General features: G+C 38.6%; 15 protein-coding genes and 1 other annotated feature. Of the genes, 2 read left to right on the top strand and 13 right to left on the bottom strand.

Annotation, left to right across the window (positions count from 1 at the left end; genetic code table 11):
• From HMPREF3112_RS10965 to pepV, 3 genes are all read right to left on the bottom strand, one after another.
• A partial coding sequence (locus tag HMPREF3112_RS10965) for a GbpC/Spa domain-containing protein (RefSeq protein WP_256262661.1) occupies positions 1-3298 on the bottom strand: 3298 nt, incomplete at its 3' end.
• Positions 3299-3671: 373 nt separating this feature from the next.
• On the bottom strand, positions 3672-4256 hold the full coding sequence (locus tag HMPREF3112_RS04980) for a uracil-DNA glycosylase family protein (protein ID WP_064520638.1): 585 nt from the start codon (positions 4254-4256) through the stop codon (positions 3672-3674).
• A gap of 40 nt (positions 4257-4296) precedes the next feature.
• On the bottom strand, positions 4297-5703 hold the full coding sequence (gene pepV, locus HMPREF3112_RS04975) for a dipeptidase PepV (protein ID WP_070438477.1): 1407 nt from the start codon (positions 5701-5703) through the stop codon (positions 4297-4299).
• Between the two features lie 360 nt (positions 5704-6063).
• Between pepV and HMPREF3112_RS04970 the strand changes: the two genes are divergently transcribed.
• Entirely contained in the window at positions 6064-6249 is a 186-nt protein-coding gene (locus HMPREF3112_RS04970) for a 4-oxalocrotonate tautomerase (protein ID WP_002885057.1), read from the top strand.
• 71 nt (positions 6250-6320) lie between these two features.
• On the opposite strand, the gene HMPREF3112_RS11635 is transcribed toward HMPREF3112_RS04970, so the two are convergent.
• From HMPREF3112_RS11635 to HMPREF3112_RS04935, 7 genes are all read right to left on the bottom strand, one after another.
• Complete coding sequence (locus HMPREF3112_RS11635) at positions 6321-6842, bottom strand: DUF2798 domain-containing protein (protein WP_004182590.1); 522 nt, start codon at positions 6840-6842, stop codon at positions 6321-6323.
• Between the two features lie 85 nt (positions 6843-6927).
• Positions 6928-7401, bottom strand: a complete 474-nt coding sequence (locus HMPREF3112_RS04960; protein WP_070438476.1) for a GNAT family N-acetyltransferase — start codon at positions 7399-7401, stop codon at positions 6928-6930.
• A 43-nt stretch (positions 7402-7444) separates the two neighbouring features.
• Complete coding sequence (gene rplT, locus HMPREF3112_RS04955; protein ID WP_002885090.1) at positions 7445-7804, bottom strand: 50S ribosomal protein L20; 360 nt, start codon at positions 7802-7804, stop codon at positions 7445-7447.
• Positions 7805-7860: 56 nt separating this feature from the next.
• Positions 7861-8061 (bottom strand): 50S ribosomal protein L35, encoded by a 201-nt coding sequence (gene rpmI / locus HMPREF3112_RS04950; protein WP_002885093.1) that lies wholly within the window; start codon positions 8059-8061, stop codon positions 7861-7863.
• 38 nt (positions 8062-8099) lie between these two features.
• Positions 8100-8630 carry a translation initiation factor IF-3 gene (infC, locus tag HMPREF3112_RS04945; protein ID WP_002885108.1) on the bottom strand — a complete coding sequence of 177 codons (531 nt, stop codon included), beginning with the start codon at positions 8628-8630 and terminating at the stop codon, positions 8100-8102.
• Positions 8631-8643: 13 nt separating this feature from the next.
• Positions 8644-8766: a sequence feature (ribosomal protein L20 leader region), on the bottom strand.
• A gap of 23 nt (positions 8767-8789) precedes the next feature.
• Complete coding sequence (gene cmk, locus HMPREF3112_RS04940; protein WP_002885119.1) at positions 8790-9470, bottom strand: (d)CMP kinase; 681 nt, start codon at positions 9468-9470, stop codon at positions 8790-8792.
• Positions 9471-9491: 21 nt separating this feature from the next.
• Positions 9492-10142, bottom strand: coding sequence for an SAG1386/EF1546 family surface-associated protein (locus tag HMPREF3112_RS04935; RefSeq protein WP_002885112.1), 651 nt, complete (start codon positions 10140-10142; stop codon positions 9492-9494).
• Positions 10143-10187: 45 nt separating this feature from the next.
• Between HMPREF3112_RS04935 and HMPREF3112_RS10960 the strand changes: the two genes are divergently transcribed.
• A complete protein-coding gene (locus HMPREF3112_RS10960) occupies positions 10188-10385 on the top strand; it encodes a ferredoxin (RefSeq protein WP_002884882.1) in 198 nt (65 codons plus the stop codon).
• Here HMPREF3112_RS10960 and HMPREF3112_RS04930 read toward each other — a convergent pair.
• The 3 genes from HMPREF3112_RS04930 to HMPREF3112_RS11630 all read right to left on the bottom strand — a co-directional run.
• Positions 10369-10869 carry an EbsA family protein gene (locus tag HMPREF3112_RS04930; RefSeq protein WP_002884906.1) on the bottom strand — a complete coding sequence of 167 codons (501 nt, stop codon included), beginning with the start codon at positions 10867-10869 and terminating at the stop codon, positions 10369-10371. The two genes, HMPREF3112_RS10960 and HMPREF3112_RS04930, sit on opposite strands and share 17 nt — an antisense overlap.
• A 56-nt stretch (positions 10870-10925) precedes the next feature.
• A complete protein-coding gene (gene pepT, locus HMPREF3112_RS04925) occupies positions 10926-12149 on the bottom strand; it encodes a peptidase T (RefSeq protein WP_070438473.1) in 1224 nt (407 codons plus the stop codon).
• A 79-nt stretch (positions 12150-12228) separates the two neighbouring features.
• A partial coding sequence (locus HMPREF3112_RS11630) for an N-acetylmuramoyl-L-alanine amidase (RefSeq protein ID WP_256262660.1) occupies positions 12229-13040 on the bottom strand: 812 nt, incomplete at its 5' end.

The following is a 13040-nucleotide window of genomic DNA, read 5'->3' as shown; positions in this document are numbered from 1 at the left end:
GAGTTGGTGGCGTTGGTGCTTTTGGTTCTGTTGGAGCCTTAGGTTCCTCTGCATCAACTGTAACCACAGTGTAGTTAGGTTCTGTCGGTGGTGTTGGAGCTTTAGGTTCTTCTGGTTTGCTTGGTTCCGCAGGAACTTCAACAACTGTCGGAGTTGGTGGCGTTGGTGCTTTTGGTTCTGTTGGTGCCTTAGGTTGCTCTGAATCAACTGTAACAACTGTATAGTTAGGTTCTGTTGGTGCCGTAGGGGCTGTTGGCGGAGTTGGTTCTGTTGGTACCGCTGGAAGAACTTCCAATGTAATCGTTGGTGGTGTTGGAGCCTTTGGTTCTTCAGGAGCTGTTGGCTCTTTTGGCGCTTCACCTGGATTTTTTGGAATACCAACATTTGAGTTAATCGCAAACCAATATACTGTCGGTTGACCAGCAGCATTAGCTCCATTGGCCGTAAATACCAAGTGACCATCAGCCATCTTCAATCCTGCTCCACCATAATAGAGGTATGGAGAAGATGGATTGTCCCAACCTTCAAGAGTCGTTGAAGATTCACCATTAAAGATAGATCCATGTTCAATGTATTGGTTATCTTTAAAGGAGGTTACTTCTTTAGTCGCAGCATCATAAGAAACACTTGAATTTGGAATTGGAATATATCTATTATTGCCAATATTTACAGACTCTTGGTGCTCCACATTTTCAAATTTCTTCTTAGGAGTAAAGATGATACGTCCTGAAGTTGGATCAATCGTATAAGAACCGATAACATCATCTTTACCATCTAATGTGAACTCATCTGTTCCAATAGAGTGACCGTTCCCAGCACCTGAAACATTGACTGAAGTTGCGTCAATAACAGTTTCTTCACTAACTGTAAATTCACTACCATTCCACGTTGCTTTTTGTGCCACAATCTTGATTGGGTTTTCAGCAGAGATAGTGACATCAGCAGTACCAAAGTCAGCTGTTCCATTTTTTACAACAACTGCATTGTTTTCAATGCTCATTGATGAACCATCTGCATATGGATTCCAACTTCCACGAACGGTATTACCATTTTTGTCTTTAGCTTCTACTGTAAGTGCGCGAGGTTTATCTCCACTATCCACATAAGAAGCACCTGTCCAGTGGTTAAGGGAATTAAGGGCAACAATAGCGTTATGCTGTGTCAAATCAAACTTATTGCCATTACCATCGTAAAATTCAATATCTACAGCAACTTTAACGGGTTTATTTTGGTCTGTTGAAGCACCGACTGTAAGAGTTACAGTTGGGTCCGCATTAACTGCTGCAATTCCTTTACCGTCATTTGATGGAAGAGTAAGAATTTCATAACGGTAAATCACGCGCTTGATAGGATGCATATCTGTATTTTCACGCATGCTTGACTGATTCAAATTGTCATAGGTTACAACAAATTTGTCACCTTCCTTAATTTGAATAAATTCAGTTTCATTATTGGCCCAAGGACTAGTTGCTACAATATCTGAAGCTTCCAATTTATTGGAATCATACTGATGTACATTGCTTGTATTCAAACGAGCTTGAGCATCACGAGTGAGATAAGCACTGATGCCATCGATGGTATGAATGGCTCCACCTTCACGTTGGAAGGTCAAATCTTGAACAGTTTCTACATCTTTTAGATCTTGGAAACCATTATCATTCATGTACTTATCATAGGCTGCTTTAGCATCTTTGTACTGTGCCAAAGCTGTTTGATATTCAGCAAGTTTTGTTTGGTAGGTAGCAAAATCTTTGCCGTATTGCTCTAAATCTACATTGTATTTTGCAAGCTCAACTTCATACTTAGCTTTTGCAGCATCTTCTTCTGCTTTAATAGCAACAAGTTGATCATAGGCTGCTTTATCTTTATCGTATTGCGCTTTCTTAGCTTGGTATTTTTGTAAATCTTTATCGTATTGTGCTTTAGCTGTATTATAAACAGCCATTTCTGCATCATACTTGGCTTTAGCTTCCGCATTTGCCTTATCAGCAGTTGCTTTTTCGGCTACTTTGGCATCGTAGGCTGCTTTAGCAGTCTTGTAGGCAGCTAAATCAGTTTGATATTTTTCGTAAGCCGTATTGTAAGCAGCAAGATCTTTCTCATATTGCTCTTGAGCTGCCTTATCAGTAATTTCTGCTTGTGTTTTCTCAGCTACTTTAGCATCATAAGCTGCTTTTTTCGTATTGTATTCAGCTAGAGCGGCATCATACAAAGCTTTATTTGTCTTATATTCAGACAAGGCTGCTTCGTAAGTGACCATTTCCGCATCATACTTAGCTTTAGCTTCTGCATTAGCTGCATCAGCTGCTGCTTTTTCGGCTACTTTAGCATCGTAGGCTACTTTGGCAGTCTTGTAGGCAGCTAAATCGGTTTGATATTTTTCATAAGCGGCATTATACGTAGCTAAATCTTTCTCATACTGCTCTTGAGCAGCCTTGTTTTCGATTTCTGTACGAACTTTTTCAGCTACTTTAGCATCATAAGCTTCCTTCTCAGCATCATATTTTGCCTTGTCTTTGCTATACTGAGCCATAGCAGCTTCATAGTTCTTCTTAGCAGTTTCATAAACAGCCAACTGTACCTTATAATCAGCTTCTGACTTAGCATTAGCTGCATCGGCAGCTGCTTTTTCGGCTACTTTAGAATCATAAGTTAATTTTTGAGCATTATACTCTTCCAATGCTGCATCATAGGCTTTTTTATCAGCTTGGTACTTAGCTAACCCTTTTTCATAAGCAGCTTGATCAGTATCATACTGTGCTTTAGAAGCAGCGTTTGCTTTATCAGCTGCTGCTTTTTCGGCCACTTTAGCATCGTACTCAGCCTTAGCCTTATCATACTCAGCTACATCTTTTTTGTGGCTTTCTTTTGCTTTCTGATAATCAGAAACAACCGTATTAATCTCTTTTGATTGAGCTTGATTGTCAGCAATAGCACCCTCTAGGGATGTATGTGTTTGAGGTGCAGTTTCTTCGACTTCTACCCCTTCTTTTACCGCAGAAGTTTTAGCATCCTCAAGACTATCAGTTGTAACAACACTTGTTTTTACAGTGGTATTTCCTTCTTCTTTAACAGAAACAACTTGCTTCTCTGAATGATCAACAGTTGTTGCCGGATCAGCAGCAGTATCTGTTAGTACAGAAGCACTAAGCGGTATATCAGTAGCAGCTGAAGTTGAAACCTCATCTGCATGTACACCAGTTGCCCCCATCGCAAGAATGGTTGTACCCAAAAGAACAGAAGCAGCTCCAAAGCTATACTTTCTGATTGAAAAACGTTGTGAATCTTTTCTTCCCATATCACAAATTTCCTTCTATATTTTCTTAACACCTAAAGTCTATCACTTTTAAACTTTCTGTCAATAGAATTGTCTTAATATTTCCAAAAATTTACACTCATTTTCAATTTGTAAGTATTATTTAATTGATTCTTTAGTTTAAAAGGATAGCTACCTTAATTTTATATGTTACTTCTTCTGAAAATTAGAATTAAATTGCACAATATAAGCTTGATATTAAAGTTTTGTTAATTATTTTTGCGACTCTTTTTGTTAAAGTATCAAAAAGAGCCCCAAGGGGCTCAAATCTTTATATCATTTGGACATGTTCTAAATGTTGCTTCATTAATTTGATAACAATACCTAATGACAACCCAAGTTCATATATCAGAAATCATTGACTTAAGATTTTTTTGACCAAGGCCTTCAAATCTGGAACTACTTCTTCCATAAACCATGGATTTTTGGCTTGCCATATATTATTTCTAGGAGAGGGATGAACGAGAGGAAAAAACTCTGGGAGATAATCTTTATAATGCTTAACTGTATCCGTTAATTTTGCCGATGATTTTTGATGTAAATAGTAACGCTGTGCATAGTTACCTACTAATATCGTCAATTGAATATCAGGAGCTAAAGCAAGAACTTTCTCATGCCACTTATCTGCAAATCCTTTGCGAGGAGGTAAATCACCTGATTTTCCATGACCTGGGAAATAAAAATCCATTGGCACAATAGCAAACATGCCAGATTCATAAAATTCTTCGCGTGAAACCCCCATCCAATCCCTGAGATTATCACCACTAGGATCATTCCAGTAAAGGCCGGACTCTTGGGCACGAATACCAGGAGCTTGGCCTACGATATTAATTCGTGCCGTTTTTGGAATGGTAAACAAAGGTTTTATACCTTGTTCCGTAAAAGCTTTATTTTGTTCATCGGACATGATTGCTTGTGTTAATTCTTCAAGTGTTTCCATATTTTCCTCCTCAAAAAAGAGACAAAACTGTCTCTCTTTTTTATTTGATTAACTCATAGATAGCTTCTGCATAAATGGCAGCAGCACGGTACAAGTCTTCAACCTCAGTAAACTCATTTGCTTGGTGCATCGTGTTGACATAACCAGGGAACATAGCTCCATAGGCAACACCACGTTTGAGGAGACGTCCAAATGTTCCGCCACCAATAATTTGTTCATGACCTTTAAGCCCTGTTTGTTTCTCATAGACTGAAAGAAGAGTCTCTACCATAGGATCATCAACTGGTACATAGTGTGGCACATGACCGTGTTCTGAGAGACTAACCGCCTTAGGACCTTCGAGTTTTTCAAGATCAGCCTTAATAGCGTCCGTATAAACCCCTTGAGGATAGCGGAAATTCAGAGCAATCGTATTATCTTCTGATTCCTTAGAGAAGTTAAATACACCTGCATTCATGGTCAATTCACCCATCTTAGGATCTGTATAGGCAAGACCTGTCTTTTCAGCAAAGAAATCCTTATGAAGTGTTTCAGCAATTAAATCCAAATACGTTTTAGCATTGCCTTGGAAATCAAATTGACTAAGGAAGAGTGCTAAGTAGGTTGCCCCATTAATACCATTTTGAGGCATCATACCATGAGCTGATTTCCCATGAATAGTCACATGGAAAACACCTGCTTCTTCGGTAACTTGACCAGTTACTTCTTGTTCCGCAACAAAGTCTGCTAATTTGCCCTCGAGTTCTTTCAAAGTGATAGGTCCAGTAAAATCTGCACTTGCTGATTCAGGAACCATATTTTCACGCAAACCACCATTAAAGGACACAAGACTAAAGTCCCCATCATTTTGACCTTCAAAATGGAGATAGGCTGTAATATTACCTTTTTCACCATTGATAATTGGGAATTCTGCATCAGGTGAAAAACCAAAATCAGGATCTTTTAATCCATTATGAGCGAAGTAATATTCCATATCGCCCCAACCAGATTCTTCATCAGTACCAACAATGAAGCGCACACGCTTAGATACTGGAAGCTCGAGTTCTTTAATAATTTTCAAGGCATAGTAACAAGCCATTGTTGGGCCTTTATCATCTGATGACCCACGGGCATAAAGTTTGCCATCTTTGATTACAGGTTCATAAGGATCTGTATCCCAACCGCTACCAGCTGGAACCACATCCAAGTGTGCAAAGATACCCAAAACTTCATCACCTTGACCAAATTCAAAGTCACCAGCATAATTATCGATATTACGAGTTTTATAGCCGTCACGTTCTGCTAAAGCAAGAAAATGTTTCAAAGCTTTTACTGGTCCAGGACCAAATGGGTGCTTATCATCAACCTTACTGTCATCACGTTCTGAGTTAATACGCAAAAGACCAAAAAGGTCCTCCATCAAAGCATCTTTGCGCTTATCAACTTCGGCACGAAAATCAATTGTCATAATTTACTCCTTACTGTGTCTAGTTAGCACTATTTTACCACTTTTAGTAAGAGTTTTCATCCTTTATAAATAAAGCCAATAAAAAATGCAATCTCTTACCTATCATCACAGACGCCTTACCATTTTGAATAGCATGTAAAACATTTCCAAAATCAGGAATGATCGAATCAAAAGTAATACTATTGCTTTCAACTAGAAACGCTTTCTCTTAGCTACCGGCCTCTTTTTACTTTAGGCTCTACTATTGAAATCACTCGCATTGTAGCATTGCAATATTATCATTTCAAGAATTTCCAAAAACTTTAGAATATTCTCTTAATTAATGCTATAATAGGACTATCAAAACTAAGGAGATGCATTATGCCATTTGTAAAAATTGATCTCTTTGAAGGTCGTACTGAAGAACAAAAAATCGAACTTGCTCGCGAAGTTACTGAGGTTGTATCACGTGTTGCAAAAGCACCTAAAGAAGCTATTCATGTTTTCATTAACGATATGCCAGAGGGAACTTACTACCCACATGGTGAAATGAAAAAGAAAAACTAGTCATCATTAAGCAGTCACATCCGTGGCTGCTTTTAATATAAAAAAACTGGAGTTTCTTTCCAGTTCTATACTTAGATTATAGTTGGTAATTCGTCATCATCTTCAAAATTCTCTACGACTTCTTCACCAGGTAATGGTTTTTGCAGTTTTCCCAAGATAAAGCGTGAGATGGGACCAACTACTAGAAAATTAAGTGGTAAGGCCATGATAACATTTGTCAACCAAGCACGGCCATAGGATGAGAGCGTCACCGACTGACCGTTGTACACTAAGCCATAGAGCGACATAAAGGTTACCATGAATAGCGCCATAGTTCCAGAAATCACCAAAATCTTCGCCCATCGTTTATCATGGGCTTTTACTTTATGTAAAATAGCAAATGCAATTGTCTTGGCTAGTGGTCCTACCAAAAGCATATCCAGTAAGAAAGCAACCACAAATCCAGGAAGATAACCTTGGAAAAAGTGACCCCAAGCAAAGGGAACTACTCCAGTCCAATCAAGGATAAGAAGATTCCAGAGACTCATCCCACAGACCATCATTCCACACATTAAAATCGTAAAAAGCAAAGCTTCTTTAAAATTACGAGGCATTAAAATTCTCCATTTCTAAAAGTTCTCTTTCAGCATATCAAAAATTTTTATTCCTCGTAAGTTAAATTTCTCTCATGAAAACGTATTATTTTAGGATGGTTTCCATTTCTGTATATCTCGGTTTCATACCTAAACGTTCGTAAAAACGTACAGCACCCGCATTATCATTCCATACGTGAAGTGTCAGATTATAACAACCTAGTTCCTTAGCATAGTCCAAGGCAAATTGATAAAGCTTCTCCCCTAATTTTCGCCCTCGAGCTTCCTTATCAACGCATAGGTCATCGATGAAAAGAGACTTATGAGCCTTTTGAGCACCGTCCTTCTCAGATACTTCGTTTATAATTAAGAAAAGATGACCCAAGATACGTCCTTCTTCATCCTCATAAACAAAAATAGGTTTATTTGGATCATTAATCACTTCTTCTAGCTCAGTATCTGTAAATTTACTGACTTCTGACTTAAAAACATCAGGACGTGCTTGATGATGAACAATAAGAATCTGCTCTAAAAGCTCCTGTAATCTCGGAATATCTTCAGTTTTTGCTAAACGAATCATTATTACCTCCACAAAAAAAGATGAGTAACACTCATCTTAATTCTTATTTACCAAGTTTTGCTTTAGCTGCATCTGCAAGAGCTGTGAAAGCTGCTGCATCGTTAACTGCCAAATCAGCAAGCATTTTACGGTTAACTTCGATTTCAGCCAATTTCAAACCGTGCATCAATTGTGAGTATGACAAACCGTTCAAACGAGCTGCCGCATTGATACGTGTGATCCAAAGTTTACGGAAATCACGTTTCTTTTGACGACGGTCACGGTATGCATAGTAGTAAGAGTTCATTACTTGTTCTTTTGCAGTACGGAACAAGATGTGTTTTGCACCATAGTAACCTTTAGCAAGTTTCAATACACGTTTACGACGTTTGCGTGATACAACGCCACCTTTAACACGAGCCATTTATATATTCCTCCGAATTATTTCTAGTTTAGTTAATTTGTAATGCTTTTAGCGGATTAACGCATTTGTGAAAGCATTGATTTGATACGTTTAAAGTCACCTGAATGTACCATTGATGCTTTACGAAGGTGACGACGTTGTTTTTTAGTTTTACCGTGGAAACGGTGAGATGTGAAGGCACGGAAGCGTTTCAATCCACCTGAACCTGTACGTTTGAAACGTTTAGCTGATGCGCGGTGTGTTTTTTGTTTTGGCATTTTAAAATTCTCCTCTTAAAATAGTGTTAGTTTGACAATTATTTTTTGTCAGGAATTGGTGCAAGTTGCATGAACATTTGACGTCCATCCATCTTCGCTCTTTGCTCGATAATCGCAATATCTTGCGTTTTTTCAGCAAATTCCGCCAAGACCTTAGCTCCGATTTCTTTGTGAGTAATCATACGACCTTTGAAGCGGATAGAAACTTTAACCTTGTTCCCTTTTTCAAGGAACTTACGTCCGTTACGAAGTTTAGTTTCAAAGTCACCTTTATCAATAACCGGACTCAAACGAACTTCCTTAACGGTAACAACGCTTTGTTTCTTACGTTGTTCTTTTTGTTTCTTTTGATACTCAAATTTGAACTTACCATAGTCCATAATCTTCGCAACAGGTGGCGTAGCTTGTGGTTGGATGAGAACCAAGTCAACATTTGCATCATCTGCAATAGCTTGCGCTTCTGACAATGGTTTAATTCCCAATTGTTCACCATCAAGACCAACTAGACGAACTTCGCGAACGCGAATTTCATCGTTAATGAATAGATCTTTCTTAGCTATGATCTTCACCTCTTTATTTTTTTAGAGAAAAACAAAGCGGACTTGATATACAAGCCCGCACACATAATATCCCTTAAGGGATTTGACATGTTGGGCCAGACAACCTAAGTCGCAAGGCGAGAAGTTCTCACTTCTGCTTTTCTCATTGTTTATAGTATAACAAGTGAGTCATCCTTTGTCAATAATTTTTTTTGCTTTTTCTTGAATAAATTCTACAACACCATCAATAGATACACCTGTAGTATCAAAAGTGATGGCATCTTCCGCTGGTTTAAGAGGCGACACCTTACGATGACTATCTTTATAGTCTCGTTCAGCAATTTCTTTTTTTAGAGTCTCAAGGTCAGCAGGAATCCCTTTTTCAATATTTTCCTTATAACGACGTTCTGCACGTTCATCAACAGAAGCAATCAAGAAAATCTTAAGTTCTGCATCAGGCAAAACCACAGTACCAATATCACGACCATCCATGATAATAGCCCCATCTTGAGCAATACGTTGTTGTTGCGCAACGAGTTCTTGACGAACTTCAGGAATGGCTGCTACCCAAGAAACATTATTGGTGACTTGGTTATCACGAATTGGGTGTGTAATATCAACATCACCAACATAAACTTGCTGACTACCATCTGCTGCTTTTCCGAATGAAATCGGATGTTGAGATAGTTGCTCCAAAATTTCTGGTACATTTTCCTCAGTCAAACCATTCTGCAAGGCCAAATAGGTTGCAGATCGATACATAGCACCTGTATCAAGATAAGTATAGCCAAGATTTTTTGCAATAATCTTGGCTACTGTACTTTTTCCACTTGACGCAGGACCATCAATAGCAATTCTAATATCTTTCATGATGTTCCTTTGCTTTTAAAATTATTGAACGTTAACCACATCACCTGGGTTAGCATACCAGTAACCACTTGTCATGTGATCAGGGTTAAGACGTTCCAACTCATCTACAGAGATACCTGCACGTGCAGCGATAGAACCAGCACCTTCACCAGATTGAACAACAATTGATGAACCATCTGCTGCTGCCGTAGCACTTGATGGTGCTGTCTCAGCTGACTCAGTTGCATCTTCTTTTTCTACATGTTTAGAAGAGCTTGATGCTTTAGTTGAAGATGATTTCTCTTTTGAAGATTTTTCTGTAGTAGATTTCTCACTTTCCTCATCTTTGTTTGAGTCTTTCTTGCTAGATGAAGATTTAACAACTTTGCTAGTTGAAGATGAGTAGAATCCAGATGATTCCTTAGATTCCGCAGTTTTGTTTCCACCAACATTTGAAGTATAGAAAACAAAGAACAAAATACATACAACAATAACAAAGAATAATCCAAGCAAGACTGTCAAGAATGATGAATTAATGAATCCGCCACCTTTTTCGCGTTTTTCATCTGAAGGAGTGACATCCTCCTCTTCTTCATAATCCTCAAACTCATCTTCATCATCTAGAAAATCAGCGTCAACTACTTCTTCCAACTCTTCGTCAGAAACCTTATCTTCCCATGGTTTTTTACTCATGATATTCTCCTTGTAAAAACAATAAATCTATTTTAAAATAATACTATGAAAGTATCATTAATTCCAGAAAAATGTATCGCTTGTGGTTTGTGCCAAACCTACTCTCCCGTCTTTGATTATGATGACGAAGGTATTGTTAGGTTCAGAGACAGCGACCAACTCAATCAAATTATTGAAAATAGCCCTGAGACTTTGACTGCCGTCAAGTCTTGTCCCACTAAAGCCCTTATTTGCGAAGTTTAAGCTTCAGGGCTTTTTTTGATTCCTCATAAAAGGCAAAGTAATCAAAGTTTGTCATATGATCCAATAACTCTACCTCACCTTTGAAATCAGGGTGAAGGGCTAATGCATCTAAGAAATATTTCTTAGGCCACTTTCTCATATAAAACTGACGTTTTTTACCATTTTTAAAAATAAGGCACAAGCCAGTTTTAATCACTTCGACTTTTTCAATATCACTAATTTTCACTTTGCGTGGTCTAAAAATATTGAAAGAAACAATACGCAGAATCCCATGATCTTCAATAATAAAGTATCGATGGAAACCTAAACCAAATAAGGCAACGAAAATAGTGAAGAGCATCAAAATATGTGAGGGCACCGAGTACAACTCGAATAGAAGGGCTGCCGCAATAAAGATTGGCGTAATGGCTAAAGACCAGTAGATAATCAGCCAAGATAATTCGGGTTGCCAATGGTAACGATACTTGCCGAAAATTTTAATCATCTCAGCACCTCCATTACTTCTAATTTTACCATAAAATCAGTATTTAGCAAGCTCAATTAAGGTTTACTGACAATTCCAAGAATAACATCTACGGCTTTTTCCATTGTCTGCAAGGAAACGAACTCATATCGACCGTGCATATTTTCGCCACCAGCAAATAAGTTTGGAGTTGGAATGCCCATGAATGAAATTTTAGACCCGTCAGTTCCACCACGAATTGGTTCGATGACTGGCGTAATATCTAAGTCTTCCATGACTTCTTTTGCTAACTCAACAGGCGTCATATCTTTTTCAATCACCTGACGCATATTATAGTATTGATCTTTAAGAACCAAATCAACTCGTGTCTGACCATAAGTTTTATTCATTTCGTCAGCAATTTTTTGGAAGACTGCTTTACGATTTTCAAAAGACTCTGTTTCAAAATCACGGATGATATAAGAAGATTTTGCTTCCTCAACAGTACCTGTCATGGTTTGAAGATGGTTGAAACCTTGATAGCCATCTGTTAACTCAGGGCGTTCTTCTGCTGGCAACTGATTATGAAAATCAATTGCCAACTGCAGGGCATTAACCATTTGGTCTTTTGCTGTTCCAGGGTGGACATTGCGTCCGTGGAAGGTAAGTTCTGCTCCTGCTGCAGAGAAGGTTTCATACTGTAATTCACCCAAAGGTCCACCGTCAACTGTGTAGGCAAAATCGACATCAAAATCTTCGACATCAAATTTATCTGCACCGATTCCAATTTCTTCATCAGGACCAAAGCCTACACGAATTTCACAATGTTTGATTTCAGGATGAGCCTTCAAATAAGCCAAAACCGTCATAATCTCAGCAATACCAGACTTATCATCAGCCCCAAGAAGAGTGGTACCATCAGTTGTAATAAGTGTTTGACCAAGATAATTATTGAGATTAGGGAAATCGGTTGGATCTAGGTTATAACCTGAACTTCCAAGAGGAATGACCCCTCCATCATAAGAGTCAATAACTTGTGGTGAAACTCCTTCTGCATTAAAATCAGCAGTATCCATATGAGAGATGAAACCAATCTTACGTGTTAACTTGTCATCGTTAGCCGGAAGGGTTGCCACTAGGTAACCATTACTTTCCAAATAATGGATATTGGACAAACCTAGTTCTTCTAATTCTGGTTTTAAAACCTTCAAGGCAAAATCCACCTGGCTTTGTGTCGTTGGCGTTCTTGTTGCATTTTCATCACTACGTGTATTGATTTTGACGTAACGTAAAAAACGCTCTAAGAGTAAATCGTAGGCCATAAGCACTCCTTTTGTTGTATTTAGTATTTACCTCAATTATAGCATAAAAACCCATCATAATGATGGGTTAACATATAACTTAAACTTTAGATTCTTTTTCATAGTAAGACTTAATCCCTGCCACAATTGCGTTAGCTAAAGTCTCCTGATAAGCAGATGTATTCAAACGGGCTGCTTCTTGAGGATTTGACAAGAAACCTAGTTCAAGAAGGACTGCCGGAGCTGTCGTCTCACGCAAGACCGCAAAGGTTTGACGCTTCACGCCCTGATTTTGTGCTCCAGTCGCATTAATCAGGCTAGACTGGATAGCATTGGCCAAGGTTTCACTCATGCTCAATCGAGTTGGATTAGCATGGTAGGTTGCATTAATACGTGATGGGTATTCTGCGTAAGGTTGGTAATAATAAGTCTCAATACCCTGTGCTGCAGAACTTCCTGAAGCATTGATGTGAATACTTACGAAGATATCTGATTCAGAAGCATTAGCTGCACGTGAACGATCCGTCAAGTCGACATAGGTATCACTTGTGCGTGTGGTTACAACTTGATAACCTTCTGCTTCTAGTTTAGCTTTCACACGGCTTTGGATAGCCAAGGTCAAGCTCTTTTCAGAAATACCAAAGTAAGAAGCTCCTGGATCATAGCCACCATGACCAGCATCGAGATAAACAATCTTATTTAAAACATCGTAGTTTCCTCTTGATGCTGAACCGATTTTCTTAGGTGCTACCACATCAGCTGAAGTTGCCCCAAAGCCGATATTCTTACCTGAAGCATCAACAATATAGCCATGAACGATGTACTTACCTGAATTCCACTTGTGCTGGCTGGCTGAAATAGTCACTCTGTAGGAACCATCATCCTGTTTTGTGGCATTATGCCAAACAAGAT

It is taken from the genome of Streptococcus sp. HMSC10E12, assembly GCF_001807855.1.
Lineage (GTDB): Bacteria > Bacillota > Bacilli > Lactobacillales > Streptococcaceae > Streptococcus > Streptococcus salivarius.
The sequence above is the reverse complement of the archived record's forward strand: the minus strand, read 5'-3'. Positions and strand labels throughout refer to the sequence as shown.

Excerpts from the sequence above, each read along its gene's own strand:
- rpmI (WP_002885093.1), bottom strand. The coding sequence starts at position 8,061 with ATGCCAAAACAAAAAACACACCGCGCATCAGCTAAACGTTTCAAACGT.
- HMPREF3112_RS04970 (WP_002885057.1), top strand. The coding sequence starts at position 6,064 with ATGCCATTTGTAAAAATTGATCTCTTTGAAGGTCGTACTGAAGAACAA.
- HMPREF3112_RS04960 (WP_070438476.1), bottom strand. The coding sequence starts at position 7,401 with ATGATTCGTTTAGCAAAAACTGAAGATATTCCGAGATTACAGGAGCTT.
- pepT (WP_070438473.1), bottom strand. The coding sequence starts at position 12,149 with ATGGCCTACGATTTACTCTTAGAGCGTTTTTTACGTTACGTCAAAATC.
- rplT (WP_002885090.1), bottom strand. The coding sequence starts at position 7,804 with ATGGCTCGTGTTAAAGGTGGCGTTGTATCACGCAAACGTCGTAAACGT.
- HMPREF3112_RS04980 (WP_064520638.1), bottom strand. The coding sequence starts at position 4,256 with ATGGAAACACTTGAAGAATTAACACAAGCAATCATGTCCGATGAACAA.
- HMPREF3112_RS11635 (WP_004182590.1), bottom strand. The coding sequence starts at position 6,842 with ATGCCTCGTAATTTTAAAGAAGCTTTGCTTTTTACGATTTTAATGTGT.
- HMPREF3112_RS04930 (WP_002884906.1), bottom strand. The coding sequence starts at position 10,869 with ATGATTAAAATTTTCGGCAAGTATCGTTACCATTGGCAACCCGAATTA.
- cmk (WP_002885119.1), bottom strand. The coding sequence starts at position 9,470 with ATGAAAGATATTAGAATTGCTATTGATGGTCCTGCGTCAAGTGGAAAA.
- pepV (WP_070438477.1), bottom strand. The coding sequence starts at position 5,703 with ATGACAATTGATTTTCGTGCCGAAGTTGATAAGCGCAAAGATGCTTTG.
- HMPREF3112_RS10960 (WP_002884882.1), top strand. The coding sequence starts at position 10,188 with ATGAAAGTATCATTAATTCCAGAAAAATGTATCGCTTGTGGTTTGTGC.
- HMPREF3112_RS04935 (WP_002885112.1), bottom strand. The coding sequence starts at position 10,142 with ATGAGTAAAAAACCATGGGAAGATAAGGTTTCTGACGAAGAGTTGGAA.